Source organism: Streptomyces brevispora (assembly GCF_007829885.1).
GTDB classification, from domain to species: Bacteria; Actinomycetota; Actinomycetes; order Streptomycetales; family Streptomycetaceae; genus Streptomyces; species Streptomyces brevispora.
This window is the reverse complement of sequence record NZ_VIWW01000001.1, coordinates 2,535,391-2,553,040: the sequence shown is the minus strand read 5'-3', so window position 1 is coordinate 2,553,040 and position 17,650 is coordinate 2,535,391. Positions and strand designations below refer to the sequence as shown.

Genomic DNA, 17,650 nt, shown 5'->3' with positions numbered 1-17,650 from the left:
CGTGAAGTGTGGTGGATCAGCGGAAGTGGATCAGTGCCGTTGGATGAGGATCATGACGACCGTGCCTGTCACGATCACCACGCCGATGGCCAGGACATCGATGAGCTCGATGCGGAAGAGCGTTCTCATTGCTCGTCCCCCGTGGTCTCTGCGGTGTGGTCACAGATTGCGGGGCGGCGGATTCCGGCCGCAACACCTGCAGATCCATTGGGGATGCTGGAATGCCTGCGCGTACTGTGACCTGGGCAGATTCCACGTCCCTGGAACGGTGTTCCGGGACGAACCAGGAGGGGGAACGCCGCAGTGGCGACACCGGAGGCCGAGGATTTCGCGGCCCTGCTCAAGGAACTGAAGGACCGTTCGGGACGCAGTTACGGGGTGCTCGCCGCGAAACTGCACGTCAGCACGTCGACGCTCCATCGGTACTGCAACGGGGACGCCGTCCCCAACGAGTACGGGTCAGTGGAACGGTTGGCCCGGCTGTGTGGGGCCACGTCCGATGAACTCGTGGAGCTGCATCGGCGGTGGATCGTCGCAGAGGCGGCGCGGCGGCGCGGGAAGGCGGAGAGCGGGGCGGCTCCTGTTTCCGCCCCTGTTGTTCCTGCTGTTCCCGCTCAGGCTGCTGCTGTTCCTGCGCCTGCTCCTGCTCCGGATCCGGCTTCTGTGCCCGAGCGCGGGCGCGAGCCGGAACCCGAGCCCGAGCCCGCACCCCCGGCCGACCTGGAGCGTGAGCACCTGGTCGTGCCCGCCGCCTCGGGCAACCGCTGGCGGCGCGCGTCCGCCCGCACTCGCGTACTGCTCGCGGCGGCGGCCGTCGTCGCGCTCACCGTGCCCACCGCCGTCGTCGCGAACCAGCTCACCGGGCGAGCGAGCGAGGACGTCGCCGTGGGCACCCCGGGCGCGTCGGACCTGGTGGACGACAAGGAGACGGACGCCGTGTCCGGCGCCTCGCAGAGCGCCTCCGTGTCGCCCAGCCCGTCGCGGACGCCGAGCGCATCGGCGACCACTGGTTCCGCCACACCGTCCACGGCCCCGTCGAAGCCCGCCTCGCCCGAGGCGGGGAGCGCGCCGAAGACCGACACCGGCCGGCCGCCGACCGTCACCATCAGCTCGTACAACTGGGAAGAGCCCTGCGGGCAGTACTACCTGCTGGACCAGAACGCCGACGTCGTGCCCCCGCCGCCCGTACCGCAGGACACCCGTGGCTGGGCCCGCGCGCTGGGCGGGGTGGACGGCGGCCAGATGCTCCTCGAACTCACCGTGCAGGGCACTTCGGAGCAGGCGGTCGTCCTGAAGGACCTGAACGTGCGGGTGCTGAACCGCCGCGCGCCCCTGAAGCGGTCCGCGTTCTCGATGGGCGAGGGCTGCGGGAGCGGGATCGAGCCCCAGTCCTTCGACATCGGCCTGGACAACAGCCGTCCCACGCTCACCCCCGTGGCGGGGAAGCAGGGTGACAAGAAGATCCCGGCGAAGGGCTTCCCGTTCCGCGTCTCCTCCAACGACGTGGAGGTCTTCGACCTGGACGCGCACGTGGAGGGCCACGACGTCAGCTGGTACCTGGAGTTGGAGTGGAGCAGCGGCGGCCGGACGGGCACCCTGCGCATCGACGACGGCGGTCAGCCGTTCCGTACGAGCAGCATCGCGGGACGGCCGGAGTACCGGTACGACAGGGACAGTTCCAAGTGGGAGATCGTCTGACGCCCACTCGAAGCTCGGGGCTCGGGGCTTGAGGCTCGAAGCTCGGGTCTCGGGGCTCGGGCTTCGAGAGGGGTGTTCACTCGTTCGAGCGTATGAGGGGCGGGGCGGTCCGGGGCTCGGGGCTCGGGATCCGAGCTTCGAGATCCGAGCGTCGAGCCACGAGCTCCGAGATTCGAGCGCCTTCTTTAACCGGTAGGGAAAGAAGGGTGGTTGGTAAAACCTCGCCAACCTCCCTGAAACACCGCCGCCCGCCGCGACCCCCGCCCGACGCGTGATGATGGAGTGCACCGAATGCGGCACCCCCGGCCGCCCCGAAGCACTTCCCGACGGCCTCTGCCACCCCTGCCGACAGCCGAAGACCACCACCGCCACCGGCACCAGCACCGGCGCCCCGACGGACCCGCCCGCCGAACGCGACATCACCAAACTCGTCGCCGGACTCCGCGACCTCCTCAAAACCCCCTGAACCTGAACGGCACCGGATGCCCGTTCACCAGCTGATTCCTGCCGCCACCGGCAGGTGGTCGCTGCCGGTGGCCGGTAGCACCCAGGAGCTGTCCGTCTCCACGCCCCGGACCAGGATCTGGTCGATCCGCACCACCGGGAAGGCTGCCGGATAGCTGAAGCCGAAGCCGTCCCCGGCCTTCTCCTGGGCCGATTCCAGCTGCGAGGTGAGACCGTCGAAGGAGCGGTCGTCCGTTGTGCCGTTCAGGTCACCGAGCACCACCACCCGCTCGTTCGGCTCGGCGGCGACGGCCTCGTTGAGCGCCTCCGCACCCCGGTCCCGGCTGCCCGTCCAGAAGCCGTTCCGGGGAAACACGCGTACGGACCCCAGATGGGCCACGTACACCGCCAGCGGACCCTGGTCCGTGGCCACCGTGGTGCGCAGCGCCCGGTTGTAGCCCATCTTGACGTCGACCGGCTTGGTGTCCCCCAGCGGCCCGTAGTCCATCTTGATGTCCACCGGCCCTGTGCCGGACAGCGGCAACTTGCTCCACAGCCCGACCGTGCCCTGGACCGTGTGGTGAGGGTAGGCCCTGGCCAGCTCCTTCTCGTACGTGCCCCTGTCCTGAAGGGTGATCTCCTCCAGGGCCAGCACGTCCGCCCCGGATGCGGCCAGGGCCCGCGCGGTACGGGCAGGGTCGGGGTTGTCGGCGCCGACATTGTGGCTGGCCACGGTGAGATCGCTGACCGGGTGGGACTTGTCGCTGAGCAGCCCGCCGAAGAGGTTCAGCCACACCGCTACCGGCAGCAGCAGCGCGATCCCCGCTGCGGGGGAGCGGCGCCGCACCGCCCCGGCAAGCAGGACCGGCACGCACAGGCCGAACCATGGCAAGAAGGTCTCCACCAGGCTGCCGAGGCCCCATCGGTCCGTGATCTTCGCGTGCAGCAGCATGATCAGGCCGAGCAGCAGCGCCGTCGCCGCGAGCACTGGGCCGCGTCTCCAGGCCTGCACAGGCGGGGACGTTGCTGCGGTCGCGGCCGAGGAGGGCGAGAGCTTCGGGGCCTGTCGTGGGGGGCGGGTCATCTCGCCAGTCAAGGCCGCGCGGTGTTACCGGTGCGTATGCGGTTCTCGATATATCGACGATATGTGCCGACTCGTAACATTGACGGCATGCGTGTGCTGATCGTCGAGGACGAGCCCTACCTGGCAGAGGCCATCCGCGATGGCCTGCGCCTGGAGGCCATCGCGGCCGACATCGCAGGTGACGGCGACACCGCTCTGGAGCTGCTGGGCATCAACACCTACGACATCGCCGTCCTGGACCGCGACATCCCCGGACCCTCCGGTGACGAGATCGCCCGAAGCATCGTCGCCTCCGGCAGCGGTATGCCGATCCTCATGCTCACCGCGGCCGACCGCCTCGACGACAAGGCCTCCGGGTTCGAACTCGGCGCCGACGACTACCTCACGAAGCCCTTCGATCTCCGGGAACTCGTGCTCAGGCTCAGGGCACTCGACCGCCGACGTGCCCACAGCCGGCCTCCCGTGCGGGAGATCGCCGATCTGCGGCTGGACCCGTTCCGCCGAGAGGTCTACCGGGACGGCCGCTTCGTCGCTCTGACCAGGAAGCAGTTCGCCGTGCTCGAGGTCCTCGTCGCTGCCGAAGGTGGTCTCGTCAGCGCGGAGGAGCTGCTGGAGCGGGCGTGGGACGAGAACGCCGACCCCTTCACCAATGCCGTGCGCATCACCGTCTCGGCCCTGCGCAAACGCCTCGGAGAACCCGCGATCATCGCCACCGTGCCGGGTGTCGGCTACCGCATCGACCCTTCGCCCGGCACAGGACGGGAAGGCCGCGACCGTGGATAGGGCGCCCGGGCTGAGCGTCCGCGCCAAACTCACCCTCAGCTACGCCGGATTCCTCATGCTGGCCGGCGTCCTGCTGCTCGTGGCGATGTGGCTGTACCTGGTGAATTCCCTGCCCAACGTGACGACCATCATCGGGGGAACGCTGGACCGTTCCGCCCTCCTGCGCGGTTTCGTGCCGGCGGTCGCCGCCGTCATGGCGTTCCTGCTGGTCTTCGGGCTCGCGGGCGGGTGGGTCCTCGCGGGCAGGGTGCTCGCCCCCCTCAACCGCATCACGGATGCCACCCGCCTGGCCACGACCGGAACGCTCTCCCACCGGGTCCGGCTCGGGGGCCGCAAGGACGAGTTCAGCGAACTGGCCGACGCCTTCGACGTGATGCTCGCCCGGCTCGAAGCACATGTTGCCGAGCAGCAGCGGTTCGCGGCCAACGCCTCTCACGAACTGCGCACCCCGCTGGCGGTCTCGAAGACGCTTCTCGACGTGGCCCGCGCCGATCCGGACCGCGACACCGGCGAACTCATCGACCGCCTCCACGCCGTCAACACCCGGGCGATCGATCTCACCGAGGCACTGCTCCTGGTCAGCCGCACCGAGCAGCGGGCCTTCACCCGCGAGCGCGTGGACCTGTCCCTCATGGCGGAAGAAGCCGCCGAGACGCTCCTGCCCATCGCCGAAAGGCGTGGCGTCACCATCGAGACGCGCGGCGACATCACTCCCACGAACGGATCGCCGGCGCTGCTGCTGCAACTGGTCACGAACCTCGTGCACAACGCGATCGTCCACAACCTTCCCGAAGGGGGCACCGTGTGGGTCACCACCGGCGTCCGCCCCGAGACCGTGGTGCTCACCGTCGAGAACACCGGCGAGACGGTCACCCCGGAGCTGGCCTCGACGCTCACCGAACCGTTCCGGCGCGGCACCGAGCGCGTACACACCGACCACGCCGGCGTCGGCCTCGGCCTGGCAATCGTCAAGACCATCACCCAGGCACACGACGGAACACTCACCCTCACCCCGCGCTCCGCCGGCGGAATCCGCGTCACGGTGGAACTGCCCGCGACAGCCGCGCACTCCACCACCCCCTAGCAGCCCGCGCGGCTCAGTCCCACCAGAACGCCCAGGTCTCCTGGTTCAGCAGCGCCTTCTCCGCGTATACCTGGAGGGAGTTGAGCGTCGACTGCTGGATGTTGTCAGGGCAGAACGCGAAGTGCTCGGCGGCCAGTGCCTCGGCCTCGGCGGTCGTGGTCGGCGGGCGGCTCACGGAGACGACCATCGTGTCGAAGCCGAGCACCACGACACGGGCCCCGAACCGGTCCTCCCAGGAGCGCAGCACCGCGCAGAGCCGGGCGACGTCGTTCTCGTGGTTGAGCGGCCCGGACCAGCCGATCGCCGCCGGTATGTCCGCGCTGCGCCGCGCGGGCACCAGCGCCGCCCGCATTCCGGCCGGTGAGAAGTTCATCTCGGTCAGCTGGTCCGCGATCTCTGCCGCCAGGGCGTCTGGGGCGTCCGGCCCCGCCTCGGCCGGCGCCGGGGCCAGACCCGGCCAGTCCTTCGCGGAGTCGTCGAGGGCCAGCTCGTCGTCGGCGTACGCCTCCCACGCCTCGCTCAGTATGTCCTCGGCGTCATGGTCTCCGGGATACGTCGTCTGGGCCGGGATGAGGTCCCAGTGCTCGGGCCACTGGGTGCGCATCCCGCCGTCGACCATTACCGGCAGCAGCCCGAAGGGGCGCCCCAACGTGTGCAGCGCGGCCCACGAGCCGGGGGACGCGGACTCGTCCGCGTACCAGAGCAGCGGTTCGTGCCATGAGCCGTCGACCGTGTCGTCCACGAGCGTGCCGGGCGGGAGTTCCAGACCTGCGTCGGCCGGGGAACGGAGTGGATTCGGGAGCGTCGCCATGTCGGTGACCCTAAACGGCCCCACTGACAGTCGAGCCGGTCAGCGTCCTACGTGCCCGGTGAACGCGGCCCAGGTGGTGGGGGCGAGGGTGAGCGCGGGGCCTTCGGGCTTCTTGGATCGCGAACTCATGAGCGGCGACAACGTGAACATGTATGGCGGCTCGGGGAACACGGGCATCCAGAACAACCACTTCGCGCCGTCCGCCCCCGACTTCCCGGAGTTGCGGGATGCGGTACGGGAACTGCTGCGGTTGGTCGATGAGCTGCGGGCGCAGCTCCCGCCCGCCAGTGCCCGGGTACTCGACGACAACCTGCCCGCCCTCTCCGGTGGGGCCGACGCGTCGCAGGCGCCGGAGGAGCGGCATCGCGCGTTGCTCGCGGTCGCCGGTGTCGCGGCCACGGTGTCGACGGTCGGGGAGCCGGTGGTCGAGGCGGTCAGGAAGGTGCTCGGACTCCTGGGCGCTGTCTGAGCCGTAGGTGGCCGGTCGGCGGTTCCGCCGCCTTCCGGGGCGGCTGCCGGTGAACCGGTCGGCCGGTGACCGGTCAGCGCGTCAGGGTGGCCAGAATGGTTTTGCCCCGGCTGCCGTGACGGTGGACGGTGACGTTGCTGGCCAGCCGTAGGACCATCGGCCAGCCGAAGCCGCCCGTCCGGCCGGTCAGGTCCGGGGCGCGGCACTGTGGCTGGGTGGGGCTGGGGTCGACGACCCGTACGTGCAGCGCACGCTGATCGGCCCCGAACGACAGGGCGGTGACGCCTCCGGCGTAGCGGATCGCGTTCGTCACCAGCTCGGAGGAGAGCAGCACCAGGTTCTGGACCGCGCGGGCGGACGGCGCCGGATTCAGTCCCGCGACGAAGTCGGCGGCGGCCTCGCGGGCATCCGAAGCCCGGAGCGGTGGGGGTGCGGCCTGCGAAAACACCTCCTCGGCGGAGAAGTCGGGTGCGGCGCACTGTTTGGTCATGTGGATTCACCCCAGAGGGAATGGCTCGTTGGCCGGTCCTGGCTGCGTGTACCCGAGCCATGGCCGTGTATCCGAAATTGCTCCGTACGGGTGGCCCTCCGTACGGAGGCGTGCGACGCCTCCCAAGGGGCAGGTGTGCGGGACCAGACAGTGCGGTTTCGCCCCTGGCTCCAGCGGTTCGGGGTGGCCGCCGAGGCGAAGGGAACAGCCCATGAACGAGTCCGCAGACCTCGCACCGGACTCGCCCGCGATGATCACCGAACCGGTGCCCGATCTCCAGCTCCAGCTGCTGCTCCAACTCCTCGACCGGGAAATGCGCTCCGGCCTGCCGCTCACGCTGACCGTCCCGGCCGGTGTGCTGCACGGTGACGTGATCGGCCACGAGGCCTGGAAGGCGGACTGGGCCAGGAGTCTGCGCCAGGTCGAGGGCGAGGGCGCCAACCTCATCGCCGAGTTCCCCGAGACCGTGGACCAGGGCATCAAGGAACTCCGCGCCGACGAGGACGCGAAGCAGCTCCCCCGGTGGATCCATCTGCGCGACGCCACGCTCGTCCTCGGCGGTGCGGCTCCGCTGCGGCTGCCGCTGTGGCGCGGGCGGCTGGCCGACGTGTCCGGGTGGGCGCTGGGCCGGCCCGAGTAGTTCGCGGTCCGGGGCGAAGCAGCCGGCGATGACTGCGTTGCGGGTTCGACTGATAACTGTCCGTGGTCGATCTTCGGCTGATTGTCCGCCGCCCGCTATGTGAGCCGCGCGCTTCGGCGCTCGCCCGTTCCGGACGCGCTCCGGCTCGGGCGGCCGCTTGGGACTGGCCTCGCCGGCCGCGGCAGGCTTTCCTGCGGAAACCCCAAACCTCTGGTCGGGAGCGCAGGCCATCACGGTGCCTCCATCAGCTGTACGGGCGGAGCGTTCACCGAGTTCATCGACTGCTTCAAGCCCGGATACGGCACCTACCGGCACTTCGGTAACCGCGTGGTGTCCGGTGGCACTTCCACCACCTGGTGCGACATCGGCGCGGACGTCACAACCGTGGGCGTCACAGCCTCCTGAGGCATCCACCGCGCGGAGTCGTGCCCGGGGCCGGACGCGTGAAGGGCCGCTGACAGCACTCCGGGTGGGTAGGCCCGGAGAGTGTCAGCGGCCCTCGTGTCAGCGGCCCCGCGTGTCGGGAACGCGCGGCGTGTCGGGAACGCGTGGTGGTCAGAGCCGCTCGGGCGTCCGGATGCCGAGCAGCGCCATGCCCTGGTGGAGCGTGCGGGCGGTGACGTCGCAGAGGAACAGCCGGTTCTCGACGACCTCGGGCGAGTTGTCGTCGCTCAGGACGTGGCACTGGTCGTAGAACGTCGTGTAGTGCGAGGCCAGCTGGTAGAGGTACGCCGCCAGCTTGTGCGGCTCGTAGCCCGCCGCCACCTCGGACAGCACCTCGCCGAACTGGTCCAGGTGCAGACCCAGCGCCCGCTCGGCCGGGGCCAGCTCCAGCTCCGGGTGCGCGACCGGCTTCGCGTCGCCGGCCTTGCGCAGGATCGACCGGATGCGCGCGTACGCGTACTGGAGGTAGACGGACGTGTCGCCGTGCAGCGACACCATCTGGTCCAGGTCGAACTTGTAGTCCCGCACGGCGGAGGTCGACAGGTCCGCGTACTTCACGGCGCCGATGCCGACGTACCGGCCGTTCTCGACGATCTCGTCCTCGGTCAGGCCGATCTTCCCGGCCTTCTCCCGGACCACGGCCGTCGCCCGCTCGACCGCCTCGTCCAGCAGGTCCTCCAGCTTGACCGTGACACCCTCACGGGTCTTGAACGGCTTGCCGTCCTTGCCGAGGATGGTGCCGAACGCCAGCTGGTGCGCCTTGACGTCGCCGCTCAGCCAGCCGGCCCGGCGGGCCGTCTCGAAGACCATCTTGAAGTGCAGGGACTGCCGCACGTCCACCACGTACAGCAGGGTGTCCGCCTTGAGGTTCCGCACCCGGTCGCGGATCGCGGAGAGGTCGGTCGCCGCGTAGCCGTAGCCGCCGTTCGTCTTCTTGACGATGAGCGGGACCTTGTTCCCGTCCGGGCCCAGCACGTCGTCGAAGAAGACGCAGAGCGCACCCTCGGAGCGGACGGCGACGCCCGTCTCCTCCAGGATCCGGCAGGTCTCCTCGAGCATGTCGTTGTAGCCGGACTCGCCGACGATGTCGGGGTCGCTGATCTTCATGTCGAGCTTGTCGAAGACCGAGTAGAAGTAGATCTTCGACTCGTCGACGAACCGCTGCCACATGGCGAGCGTCTCCGCCTCACCGGCCTGGAGGGCCACCACCCGGTCCCGCGAGCGGGCCTTGAACTCCTCGTCGGAGTCGAAGAGCACCCGGGATGCCTTGTAGAGCCGGTTCAGGGACGACATGGCGGCTTCGCCGTCGCCCTTGTCGCCCTTGTCGGCCTCGTGGTTCAGCTCGTCGGGGTGCTCGATCAGGTACTGGATGAGCATGCCGAACTGGGTGCCCCAGTCGCCGATGTGGTGGCGGCGGACCACGGACTCGCCGGTGAACTCCAGGATCTGCACCATCGCGTCACCGATCACGGCGGACCGCAGGTGACCGACGTGCATCTCCTTGGCCACGTTCGGCTGGGCGTAGTCGATGACCGTGGTGCCCGCGGCGCTGTTGTACGGGACGCCGAGCCGGCCCTCGCCGTCCGCGGCACGGGCGGCGAGCGTCTCGACGATCGACTTGTCGGAGAGCGTGATGTTCAGGAAGCCGGGGCCGGAGACCTCGATGTCCTTGATCAGGTCGCTCGCCGGGAGGGCGGCCGTGACCTGGGCGGCCAGCTCGCGCGGGTTGCCCTTGAGCTTCTTGGCGAGGGCCAGGATCCCGTTGGCCTGGAAGTCGGCCCGGTCACTTCGGCGCAGCAGCGGGTCCGCGGTACCGGCATCGGGCAGGGCTGCCGTCAGGGCGTCCGCCAGCTGCTGCTGGAGCGTGGAAGCGAGGGAATTGACCGAGGCCATCAGCTGGCTGCCGTTTCCGTAGGAGTACAAGGGATGGCACCGAGTATCCCACGGTGAGTAAAGCCGTTTTCGCGCTGCGGGTGGTACCTGGGAGAATGGCGAGCGCCCCTATGAGTCCTACAAGAGAGAAGGACGTGCCGACCGTGGCTCAGAGTCAGAGCAGCACCGAGACCGACTGGGTCTCCCGCTTCGCGGACGATGTCATCGCCGAATCGGAGCGTCGTGCGCCTGGCAAACCGGTCGTCGTCGCCTCCGGTCTCTCCCCGTCCGGCCCGATCCACCTGGGCAACCTCCGCGAGGTCATGACCCCGCACCTGGTCGCCGACGAGATCCGCCGCCGCGGTCACACCGTCCGGCACCTGATCTCCTGGGACGACTACGACCGCTACCGCAAGGTGCCCAACGGCGTCCCGGGTGTCGACGAGTCCTGGGCCGAGCACATCGGCAAGCCGCTGACCTCGGTGCCCGCCCCGGCCGGCTCCGCGTACCCGAACTGGGCCGAGCACTTCAAGGCCACCATGACGGCGGCCTTGGACGAGCTGGGCGTCGAGTACGACGGAATCAGCCAGACGGAGCAGTACCTCGCGGGCACGTACCGCGAGCAGATCCTGCACGCGATGCGGCACCGCGCCGACATCGACGCAGTCCTGGACCGCTACCGGACCAAGAAGGACCCGGCGGCGGGCGGCGCCCCGGGCAAGGGCAGGAAGCCGCAGCAGAAGAAGGCCGACGAGGCCGAGCTGGAGGCCGAGGCCGGTTCCGGCGCGGCGAGCGAGGACGACGGCAGCGGCGGTTCGGCCGGCTACTTCCCGTACAAGCCCTACTGCGGCAACTGCGAGAAGGACCTCACCACGGTCACGTCGTACGACGACGAGAGCACCGAGCTGAACTACACCTGCACGGCCTGCGGCTTCGCCGAGACGGTCCGCCTGAAGGAGTTCAACCGCGGCAAGCTGGTCTGGAAGGTCGACTGGCCGATGCGCTGGGCGTTCGAGGGCGTGATCTTCGAGCCGAGCGGGGTGGACCACTCCTCGCCCGGTTCCTCGTTCGTCGTCGGCGGCCAGATCGTCCGCGAGATCTTCGACGGCGTGCAGCCGATCGGACCGATGTACGCCTTCGTCGGCATCTCCGGCATGGCGAAGATGTCCTCCTCCAAGGGCGGTGTGCCGACCCCGGCCGACGCGCTGAAGATCATGGAGGCGCCGCTGCTTCGCTGGCTGTACGCGCGCCGCAGGCCCAACCAGTCCTTCAAGATCGCCTTCGACCAGGAGATCCAGCGGCTCTACGACGAGTGGGACTCGCTGGAGCGCAAGGTCGCCGACGGCTCCGTGCTGCCGGCCGACGCCGCCGCGTACGCCCGCGCGATCGGGACGGCCGCCGGTGAGCTGCCGCGTACGCCGCGCCCGCTGCCGTACCGCACCCTCGCCTCGGTCGCCGACATCACCGCCGGGGCCGAGGACCAGACGCTGCGCATCCTCAGCGAGCTGGACCCGGACAACCCGCTGACCTCGCTGGACGAGGCCAGGCCGCGGCTGGACCGGGCCGAGAACTGGATCACCACCCAGGTCCCGGCCGAGGCCCGCACCATCGTCCGCGACGAGCCCGACAAGGAACTCCTCGGCTCGCTCGACGACCAGGGCCGCGAATCGCTGCGGCTGCTGGTGGCGGGGCTCGACTCGCACTGGTCGCTGGACGGGCTGACCACGCTCGTCTACGGCGTACCGAAGACGCTGGCCGGGCTGGAAGCGGATGCCAAGCCGACGCCCGAGCTGAAGGCCGCGCAGCGGTCGTTCTTCGCGCTGCTGTACCGGCTGCTCGTCAGCCGGGACACGGGGCCGCGGCTGCCCACGCTGCTGCTCGCGGTCGGGGCGGACCGGGTGCGCAGGCTGCTCGGCGCGTAGGTATCGACGAAGGGCCGTCACCCCGTTCTGCGGGTGACGGCCCTTCGTTGTTGTTGCTGTTGATTCTGTTGTTGCTGTTGTCCTCGGTGTTGCCGCTTATGCGATGTGGTCCGCTTCCAGTTCGGCGTGGTAGCGGTTCTTGAAGCCCTGGATCAGCTGGCGGAGCAGGGCCGCGCTGCGCGGGTGCCGCACGTTGTGACGGTCCGACAGGTGTATGTCGAGGACCTCGATGCTGGGGTACGTGCTGTGCTGCGTCACGAACGCGGCGAAGGCCTCGTAGGCGACCTTGCTGAACTCCGCGTCCTCCTGCGCCCACTCCTCGGCCCATTCCTCGGCCGCCTCGGCGACGGGCTTCGGCTCCTGCGGGACCTCGTCGGCCTCGGCGGGCTGAGAGGTCTGGGGTGTCTGAGTCTGAGGCATCTGAGAGGTCTGGGGCGCTTGGGGTGCCTCGTGCGTCGGCAGTGGCTGCTCGTTGCGCGGGTTGGGCATGGCGCCGATCGTGCCCACGTTGCCCAGCGGGCGGGTGCGGCCGGGGCCCGTCGGGATCATGACCGGGCCGGGCTCCATGGCATCGACGTACGTCGGGTTGTACGAACCCTCGTACGCACCGTCCGGCGCCTGTGCCTTGAACCACGGGCTCTCGTGGGAGGCAGGGGCGGGGGCCTGGGCCTGCGTTTGGGCCTGGGCTTGGGAGTGCGGCTGGAAGGCGCTCTGCGGCCGTTGCGGCTGGGGTTGTTGCTGCTGCTGCGGCTCGGCGTGCTGCTCCTGCTGCCGGGCGGCGACGAGTTCGGGCTGCTGGGGCTGGGCCGTCTCGACGGCCGCGACAGGCGCGGCGGCGGGGGACGGAGGCAGCAGGACCGGTTCGATGCCCGCGGCGGCGAGTCCGGCCGGGCCGGTCTCGGCCAGCGGGACGCCGTACTTCGCGAGGCGGAGCGGCATCAGGGACTCGACGGGGGCCTTGCGGCGCCAGTTGCGGCCGAAGCGGGCCTGGAGGCGGGCCTGGTAGATCAGCCGGTCCTGTTCGAGCTTGATGACCTGCTCGTAGGACCGCAGCTCCCACAGCTTCATCCGCCGCCACAGCCTGAACGTCGGGACGGGGGAGAGCAGCCAGCGGGTGAGGCGGACCCCCTCCATGTGCTTGTCGGCCGTGATGTCGGCGATCCGGCCCACGGCGTGCCGGGCGGCCTCGACGGAGACCACGAACAGCACCGGGATCACGGCGTGCATGCCGACGCCCAGCGGGTCCGGCCACGCGGCCGCACCGTTGAACGCGATCGTCGCGACGGTCAGCATCCACGCCGTCTGGCGCAGCAGCGGGAACGGGATGCGCATCCACGTCAGCAGCAGGTCCAGCGCCAGCAGGACGCAGATGCCGGCGTCGATGCCGATCGGGAAGACCAGCGAGAAGTGCCCGAAGCCCTTTTGCAGGGCGAGTTCGCGCACGGCGGCGTACGAGCCCGCGAAGCCGATCGCTGCGATGAGCACCGCACCGGCGACCACGAGCCCGATGAGTATTCGGTGCGTGCGTGTCAGCTGCATCGCGGCCACTCGCGATCCCCTCTCCGCTTCTTCGTCTCCGACGTCCGGTCTGGAAGGACGATTTCGAGTTCTGGCGGGCACAGCCTGGCACATGCGGGCGTGACGCGTCGCGCGGGGAGGGGCGAAGCCCGGTTCTCGGACGAGGACCGGGCTTCGTGAATCCGCTTCTGGGCCGCGGTGTTGGGGCCGCGGGGTGCCGGAGGGCTACTTCGCGTCCTTGGCGGAGGACTTGGCGGACGGCTTCGCGGAGGACGTGAGGGAGGCCTTCTCGATCGTCTTGCCCGCCGCCTTGCCCGCGGCCTTGTCGGTTGCCTTCTTGGTCGCGTTGTCGCTCGCCTTGCCCGAGGGCTCGGGGGACGCGCCCACCTTCTTGCTCTCGTTCGCGGTGGCCACCGCGGCGACGGCCTCCTTGGCGGCCTTCTCGGCGCCCTTCTGGATGTCGTCGGCGGACGGGGTCTTCGCGCCCGCGTAGCCCGCGCCGTTGTAGGTGAGGGTGACGACGACATTGCCCGTACGGGCCACGATCGTCGCGTACTTGAAGTCCTCACCGGTCTTGTCGAGGTCGTACGTGATCCTGGTCGCCGTCTCGCCGATGCCGCTGACGGGAGCCGCGTCGAGCTTCTTCGCACCCTCGGCCGCCTTGGCCTTGGCGATCTGCTTCGTGAGGTCGTCCCCGGCCCGGTCGGCACCGCTGCCCAGGGACTGGTCCGAGCCGAAGCGGGTGAAGCCGACGTCGAGCCAGCGGTACTGGGAGCCCTTGATGCCGTTGTCGTCCAGGCCGTTCCAGGAGCAGCTGCCGCGGGCGGCGGTGTCGCTGGACCTGCCCGGTGTGCCGTTCTTGTCCTTGGCCGCGGGGACCAGGGACTTGGCGGTACTCGCGGTGATCGACTTGCACGGGTCGGGCAGCTCGGCGAACCTCGCCGCCGCGACCATCGCTTCCGACTTCGTCGCTTCCGGCGCGGGGGACGAGGACGAGGCCTTGTCCTTCTCGCCGTCGGAGTCCGACGAGCAGCCGGCGACGACGAGCATCACCGGAACGGCGGCGCAGGCGAGTATGCGGGTGAGTCGCGGAGCTGATCGGTGCATGGTTCCTTCACTCGGGTGGCGCGGCGTCGGGCGGCCGGACGGTCGGTGGACGTGGGACGCCGGCGTGGTGCGGACGGCCGGCGGACGGTGGTTCCGGAGGGCCACGGTACGACGGACGGCAGCCGGATGCCGCCTCGGCCGGACGGCCCGAGGGATGGCCGGCAGCCGGGCCGGACCGGCCGGGGACGGGGTTACTTGCTGAAGCTGTCGACCAGTTCTCGGCCCAGTGCCTGGGCCTTCTCCTGCAGTTCCTTGCTGTCGGGGACCTCGGTGGAGAGGGCCGGCTGCGCGGTGTACTGGACGGTCACGATGACGTTCGATGTGCGGAACACCACGCTCACCGTGCGGTGCTGTGCGGTGGAACCAGCGCGGGTGAGCTGATCATCCAGAAACGCACTGTCACCGAGAGTGTCGAGGACGCGGGGCTGGAGGTTCTCGGCGGTGCTGCCGTCCGTGGTGCTCCCGGCGCTCCCCGCGTCCCCGCCGGTCTTCCCGGCCGCGGCCGTGGGCTTGTCCGCGTCCTCGCCCGGCTTTGCGCTCGCGGTCCCGGACGGGGAGCCCGGGGTGCCGTTCTCCGTTCCGTCGGGCAGGGTGGAGGCCGACGGCAGGTCGGCGGCGGCCTCCTTCTTCGCGTACACCTCGCGGGCGCGGTCGTCGTCGCTCACGGACGGGTCGTACGAGACGACGCGCTCGAAGTCGACGAAGAGGCTGTGGGCGCCGTCGGGCGCCTCGCTCTTCCAGCGGCAGCCGACCCGGCGGTCGGTGTCGTACGTGACGGTGGGCGAACCGTCGAACACCTTCTCCTGCTGGGCCTCGGGCAGTTCGGAGGCGCCGGGCAGCAGATCCTTCAACGTGGCCGGCGCGATGGAGCGGCAGGCCTCGGGAAGGGTGCGGTACTTGCCCGGAGGGGCGGCGGAAGTGGCCAGGGTGCCGGGCTTGCTGTCGGCGGCGGCGCCACCGGTTCCGGTGCCGCTGCTGCAGCCGACCGCGAGCGCTGCAATGAGCACGGCGCCGGGTGCGTAAGCCATTCGTCGCACGGTCCTGGGCTCCCTTCGTGCGAAAAACGGTTGCCGCTCGTCGGCGGCCGGTGGACACAATGTGTATCGCACGCGCCGCTGTGAATGCCGGTCGGCCGATACTTTTGTCGATCTTGGCACCGGTTTTGCGCTTTCAGACTTTTCGGGGGAATAGAGGAACTATGTCGTATGTAGAGGTGCCGGGCGCGCAGGTCCCCATCCGTATGTGGACCGACCCGGCCTCGGTCGAGGACGTCGCGATGCAGCAGCTGCGCAACGTCGCCACGCTGCCCTGGATCAAGGGCCTGGCCGTCATGCCCGACGTCCACTTCGGCAAGGGCGCCACGGTCGGCTCGGTCATCGCCATGCACGGTGCGGTCTGCCCGGCGGCGGTGGGTGTGGACATCGGCTGCGGAATGTCCGCGGTGAAGACCTCGCTGACCGCCAACGACCTGCCCGGCGACCTGTCCCGGCTCCGGTCGAAGATCGAGCAGGCCATTCCGGTGGGCCGCGGGATGCACGACGAGCCGGTGGACCCGGGCCGGCTGCACGGGCTCGCGTCCACCGACTGGGACGACTTCTGGCAGCGGTTCGACGGGGTGGCCGATGCGGTCAAATTCCGTCGGGAACGTGCCACCAAGCAGATGGGAACGCTCGGAGCGGGGAACCACTTCGTCGAGTTCTGCCTCGACGAGTCGGGTTCGGTCTGGTTGATGCTGCACTCCGGCTCCCGGAACGTCGGCAACGAACTGGCCGCCTTCCACATCGGCGAGGCGCAGAAGCTGCCGCACAACCAGGACCTGGTCGACCGCGACCTGGCGGTCTTCATCGCGGACACCCCGCCTATGCAGGCCTACCGCAACGACCTGTTCTGGGCGCAGGAGTACGCGAAGCACAACCGCGCGATCATGATGGCGCTCTTCCAGGACGTGGTCCGCAAGGAGTTCAAGAAGGCCAAGGTGACCTTCGAACCAGTCATCTCCTGTCACCACAACTACGTGGCGGAGGAACGGTACGACGGCATGGACCTGCTGGTCACCCGTAAGGGCGCCATCCGGGCCGGCTCCGGTGACTTCGGGATCATTCCGGGCTCGATGGGCACCGGCTCGTACATCGTGAAGGGCCTCGGCAACGAGAAGTCCTTCAACTCGGCCTCGCACGGCGCGGGCCGCAAGATGAGCCGGAACGCCGCCAAGCGGCGCTTCTCGACGAAGGACCTGGAGGAGCAGACGCGGGGCGTGGAGTGCCGCAAGGACTCCGGTGTCCTGGACGAGATCCCGGGCGCGTACAAGCCGATCGAGAAGGTCATCGATCAGCAGCGCGACCTGGTGGAGGTCGTCGCGAAGCTGAAGCAGGTCATCTGCGTGAAGGGCTGAGCGCGCCGGGCCCGGTGCGGGCGGGGCCGGGGCGAGACCCACGGGGGTGGACTCGCCCCGGCCGTCTCGCCGGGCGTGGTTCGTTCAGGCGGTGCGGTGGACCTTGGAGTTGGAGGCCTGGGCGCGGGGGCGGACCACCAGGAGGTCGATGTTCACGTGGCTGGGGCGGGTGACGGCCCAGGTGATCGTGTCGGCCACGTCGTCGGCGCTGAGGGGGGCGTCGACGCCCGCGTAGACCTTGGCGGCCTTCTCGGTGTCGCCGCGGAAGCGGGTGGTGGCGAACTCCTCCGTCTTGACCATGCCGGGGGCGACCTCGATGACGCGGACCGGGGTGCCGACGATCTCCAGGCGCAGGGTCTCGGCCAGGACGTGCTCGCCGTGCTTGGCGGCCACGTAGCCGCCGCCGCCCTCGTAGGCGGAGAGACCCGCGGTCGAGGAGAGGATGACGATGGTGCCGTCGCCGCTCGCGGTGAGGGCGGGGAGCAGGGCCTGGGTGACGTTGAGGGTGCCGATGACGTTGGTCTCGTACATCTGGCGCCAGTCGGCCGGGTCGCCGGTGGCGACGGGGTCCGCCCCGAGCGCGCCGCCCGCGTTGTTGACCAGGACGGCGAGGCCGCGGAACGCGGTGGCGAACTCGTCGACCGCGGTGCGGTCGGTGACGTCCAGCGCGTAGGCCGTGGCCTCGTGGCCCGCCGCGGTGATCTCGGCGGCGAGCGCCTCGATGCGGTCCTTGCGGCGTGCGGTGATCACGACACGATAGCCGGCGGCCGCCAGCTGCCGGGCGGTCGCGGCACCGATGCCGCTGCTCGCTCCGGTGATGACGGCGATGGGGGATGCGGCCATGGCGGGCTCCTCGGACAGCTGATCGGTACGGGGCCAGGATAGGCAGGGG

At 69.9% G+C, this 17,650-nt stretch carries 17 protein-coding genes; 8 read left to right on the top strand and 9 right to left on the bottom strand.

Annotation, left to right across the window (positions count from 1 at the left end; all coding sequences use genetic code 11):
* Positions 1–303: 303 nt before the first annotated feature.
* Positions 304–1,698 carry a helix-turn-helix domain-containing protein gene (locus tag FHX80_RS11685; protein WP_145764136.1) on the top strand — a complete coding sequence of 465 codons (1,395 nt, stop codon included), beginning with the start codon at positions 304–306 and terminating at the stop codon, positions 1,696–1,698.
* A 271-nt stretch (positions 1,699–1,969) separates the two neighbouring features.
* Positions 1,970–2,164 (top strand): hypothetical protein, encoded by a 195-nt coding sequence (locus FHX80_RS35160; RefSeq protein ID WP_208764632.1) that lies wholly within the window; start codon positions 1,970–1,972, stop codon positions 2,162–2,164.
* A 24-nt stretch (positions 2,165–2,188) separates the two neighbouring features.
* On the opposite strand, the gene FHX80_RS11675 is transcribed toward FHX80_RS35160, so the two are convergent.
* A complete protein-coding gene (locus FHX80_RS11675; RefSeq protein ID WP_145764135.1) occupies positions 2,189–3,226 on the bottom strand; it encodes an endonuclease/exonuclease/phosphatase family protein in 1,038 nt (345 codons plus the stop codon).
* A gap of 87 nt (positions 3,227–3,313) precedes the next feature.
* Here FHX80_RS11675 and FHX80_RS11670 point away from each other — a divergent pair, with 87 nt between their 5' ends.
* Both FHX80_RS11670 and FHX80_RS11665 read left to right on the top strand, forming a co-directional pair.
* Positions 3,314–4,009, top strand: coding sequence for a response regulator transcription factor (locus FHX80_RS11670; protein WP_145764134.1), 696 nt, complete (start codon positions 3,314–3,316; stop codon positions 4,007–4,009).
* Positions 4,002–5,093: a sensor histidine kinase gene (locus tag FHX80_RS11665; protein ID WP_145764133.1), complete on the top strand. Its 1,092-nt coding sequence runs from the start codon at positions 4,002–4,004 to the stop codon at positions 5,091–5,093. Before FHX80_RS11670 ends, FHX80_RS11665 begins: the two co-directional genes overlap by 8 nt.
* A 13-nt stretch (positions 5,094–5,106) precedes the next feature.
* Here the strand turns inward: FHX80_RS11665 and FHX80_RS11660 are convergent, their stop codons facing one another.
* Entirely contained in the window at positions 5,107–5,904 is a 798-nt protein-coding gene (locus tag FHX80_RS11660; RefSeq protein ID WP_145764132.1) for a DUF4253 domain-containing protein, read from the bottom strand.
* A 39-nt stretch (positions 5,905–5,943) separates the two neighbouring features.
* Positions 5,944–6,033: a DUF397 domain-containing protein gene (locus tag FHX80_RS11655; protein ID WP_167523504.1), complete on the bottom strand. Its 90-nt coding sequence runs from the start codon at positions 6,031–6,033 to the stop codon at positions 5,944–5,946.
* On the opposite strand from FHX80_RS11655, the gene FHX80_RS11650 reads away from it, so the two are divergent.
* Positions 6,032–6,373, top strand: a complete 342-nt coding sequence (locus FHX80_RS11650) for a DUF5955 family protein (RefSeq protein WP_145764131.1) — start codon at positions 6,032–6,034, stop codon at positions 6,371–6,373. The genes FHX80_RS11655 and FHX80_RS11650 overlap by 2 nt on opposite strands.
* 73 nt (positions 6,374–6,446) lie before the next feature.
* On the opposite strand, the gene FHX80_RS11645 is transcribed toward FHX80_RS11650, so the two are convergent.
* On the bottom strand, positions 6,447–6,863 hold the full coding sequence (locus FHX80_RS11645) for an ATP-binding protein (RefSeq protein WP_145764130.1): 417 nt from the start codon (positions 6,861–6,863) through the stop codon (positions 6,447–6,449).
* Positions 6,864–7,074: 211 nt separating this feature from the next.
* Between FHX80_RS11645 and FHX80_RS11640 the strand changes: the two genes are divergently transcribed.
* On the top strand, positions 7,075–7,503 hold the full coding sequence (locus FHX80_RS11640; protein ID WP_145764129.1) for a hypothetical protein: 429 nt from the start codon (positions 7,075–7,077) through the stop codon (positions 7,501–7,503).
* Positions 7,504–8,058: 555 nt separating this feature from the next.
* On the opposite strand, the gene argS is transcribed toward FHX80_RS11640, so the two are convergent.
* Complete coding sequence (gene argS / locus FHX80_RS11635; protein WP_145767232.1) at positions 8,059–9,840, bottom strand: arginine--tRNA ligase; 1,782 nt, start codon at positions 9,838–9,840, stop codon at positions 8,059–8,061.
* Between the two features lie 134 nt (positions 9,841–9,974).
* On the opposite strand from argS, the gene lysS reads away from it, so the two are divergent.
* Positions 9,975–11,741: a lysine--tRNA ligase gene (lysS, locus tag FHX80_RS11630; protein WP_208764786.1), complete on the top strand. Its 1,767-nt coding sequence runs from the start codon at positions 9,975–9,977 to the stop codon at positions 11,739–11,741.
* A 96-nt stretch (positions 11,742–11,837) separates the two neighbouring features.
* Here the strand turns inward: lysS and FHX80_RS11625 are convergent, their stop codons facing one another.
* From FHX80_RS11625 to FHX80_RS11615, 3 genes are all read right to left on the bottom strand, one after another.
* Positions 11,838–13,280 carry a DUF2637 domain-containing protein gene (locus FHX80_RS11625; RefSeq protein ID WP_145764127.1) on the bottom strand — a complete coding sequence of 481 codons (1,443 nt, stop codon included), beginning with the start codon at positions 13,278–13,280 and terminating at the stop codon, positions 11,838–11,840.
* 204 nt (positions 13,281–13,484) lie between these two features.
* Entirely contained in the window at positions 13,485–14,366 is an 882-nt protein-coding gene (locus FHX80_RS11620; RefSeq protein WP_145764126.1) for a DUF3558 family protein, read from the bottom strand.
* A 191-nt stretch (positions 14,367–14,557) separates the two neighbouring features.
* Positions 14,558–15,394 carry a DUF3558 domain-containing protein gene (locus tag FHX80_RS11615; protein ID WP_145764125.1) on the bottom strand — a complete coding sequence of 279 codons (837 nt, stop codon included), beginning with the start codon at positions 15,392–15,394 and terminating at the stop codon, positions 14,558–14,560.
* A 170-nt stretch (positions 15,395–15,564) separates the two neighbouring features.
* Between FHX80_RS11615 and FHX80_RS11610 the strand changes: the two genes are divergently transcribed.
* A complete protein-coding gene (locus tag FHX80_RS11610; RefSeq protein ID WP_145764124.1) occupies positions 15,565–16,758 on the top strand; it encodes an RtcB family protein in 1,194 nt (397 codons plus the stop codon).
* An 84-nt stretch (positions 16,759–16,842) separates the two neighbouring features.
* Here the strand turns inward: FHX80_RS11610 and FHX80_RS11605 are convergent, their stop codons facing one another.
* Entirely contained in the window at positions 16,843–17,601 is a 759-nt protein-coding gene (locus tag FHX80_RS11605; protein WP_145764123.1) for an SDR family NAD(P)-dependent oxidoreductase, read from the bottom strand.
* Positions 17,602–17,650: the final 49 nt, after the last annotated feature.

Excerpts from the sequence above, each read along its gene's own strand:
- FHX80_RS11620 (WP_145764126.1), bottom strand. The coding sequence starts at position 14,366 with ATGCACCGATCAGCTCCGCGACTCACCCGCATACTCGCCTGCGCCGCC.
- FHX80_RS11625 (WP_145764127.1), bottom strand. The coding sequence starts at position 13,280 with ATGCAGCTGACACGCACGCACCGAATACTCATCGGGCTCGTGGTCGCC.
- FHX80_RS11650 (WP_145764131.1), top strand. The coding sequence starts at position 6,032 with ATGAGCGGCGACAACGTGAACATGTATGGCGGCTCGGGGAACACGGGC.
- FHX80_RS11640 (WP_145764129.1), top strand. The coding sequence starts at position 7,075 with ATGAACGAGTCCGCAGACCTCGCACCGGACTCGCCCGCGATGATCACC.
- FHX80_RS11670 (WP_145764134.1), top strand. The coding sequence starts at position 3,314 with ATGCGTGTGCTGATCGTCGAGGACGAGCCCTACCTGGCAGAGGCCATC.
- FHX80_RS11610 (WP_145764124.1), top strand. The coding sequence starts at position 15,565 with ATGTCGTATGTAGAGGTGCCGGGCGCGCAGGTCCCCATCCGTATGTGG.
- FHX80_RS11655 (WP_167523504.1), bottom strand. The coding sequence starts at position 6,033 with ATGAGTTCGCGATCCAAGAAGCCCGAAGGCCCCGCGCTCACCCTCGCC.
- FHX80_RS11605 (WP_145764123.1), bottom strand. The coding sequence starts at position 17,601 with ATGGCCGCATCCCCCATCGCCGTCATCACCGGAGCGAGCAGCGGCATC.
- FHX80_RS11615 (WP_145764125.1), bottom strand. The coding sequence starts at position 15,394 with ATGGCTTACGCACCCGGCGCCGTGCTCATTGCAGCGCTCGCGGTCGGC.
- argS (WP_145767232.1), bottom strand. The coding sequence starts at position 9,840 with ATGGCCTCGGTCAATTCCCTCGCTTCCACGCTCCAGCAGCAGCTGGCG.
- FHX80_RS11645 (WP_145764130.1), bottom strand. The coding sequence starts at position 6,863 with ATGACCAAACAGTGCGCCGCACCCGACTTCTCCGCCGAGGAGGTGTTT.
- FHX80_RS11675 (WP_145764135.1), bottom strand. The coding sequence starts at position 3,226 with ATGACCCGCCCCCCACGACAGGCCCCGAAGCTCTCGCCCTCCTCGGCC.
- FHX80_RS11660 (WP_145764132.1), bottom strand. The coding sequence starts at position 5,904 with ATGGCGACGCTCCCGAATCCACTCCGTTCCCCGGCCGACGCAGGTCTG.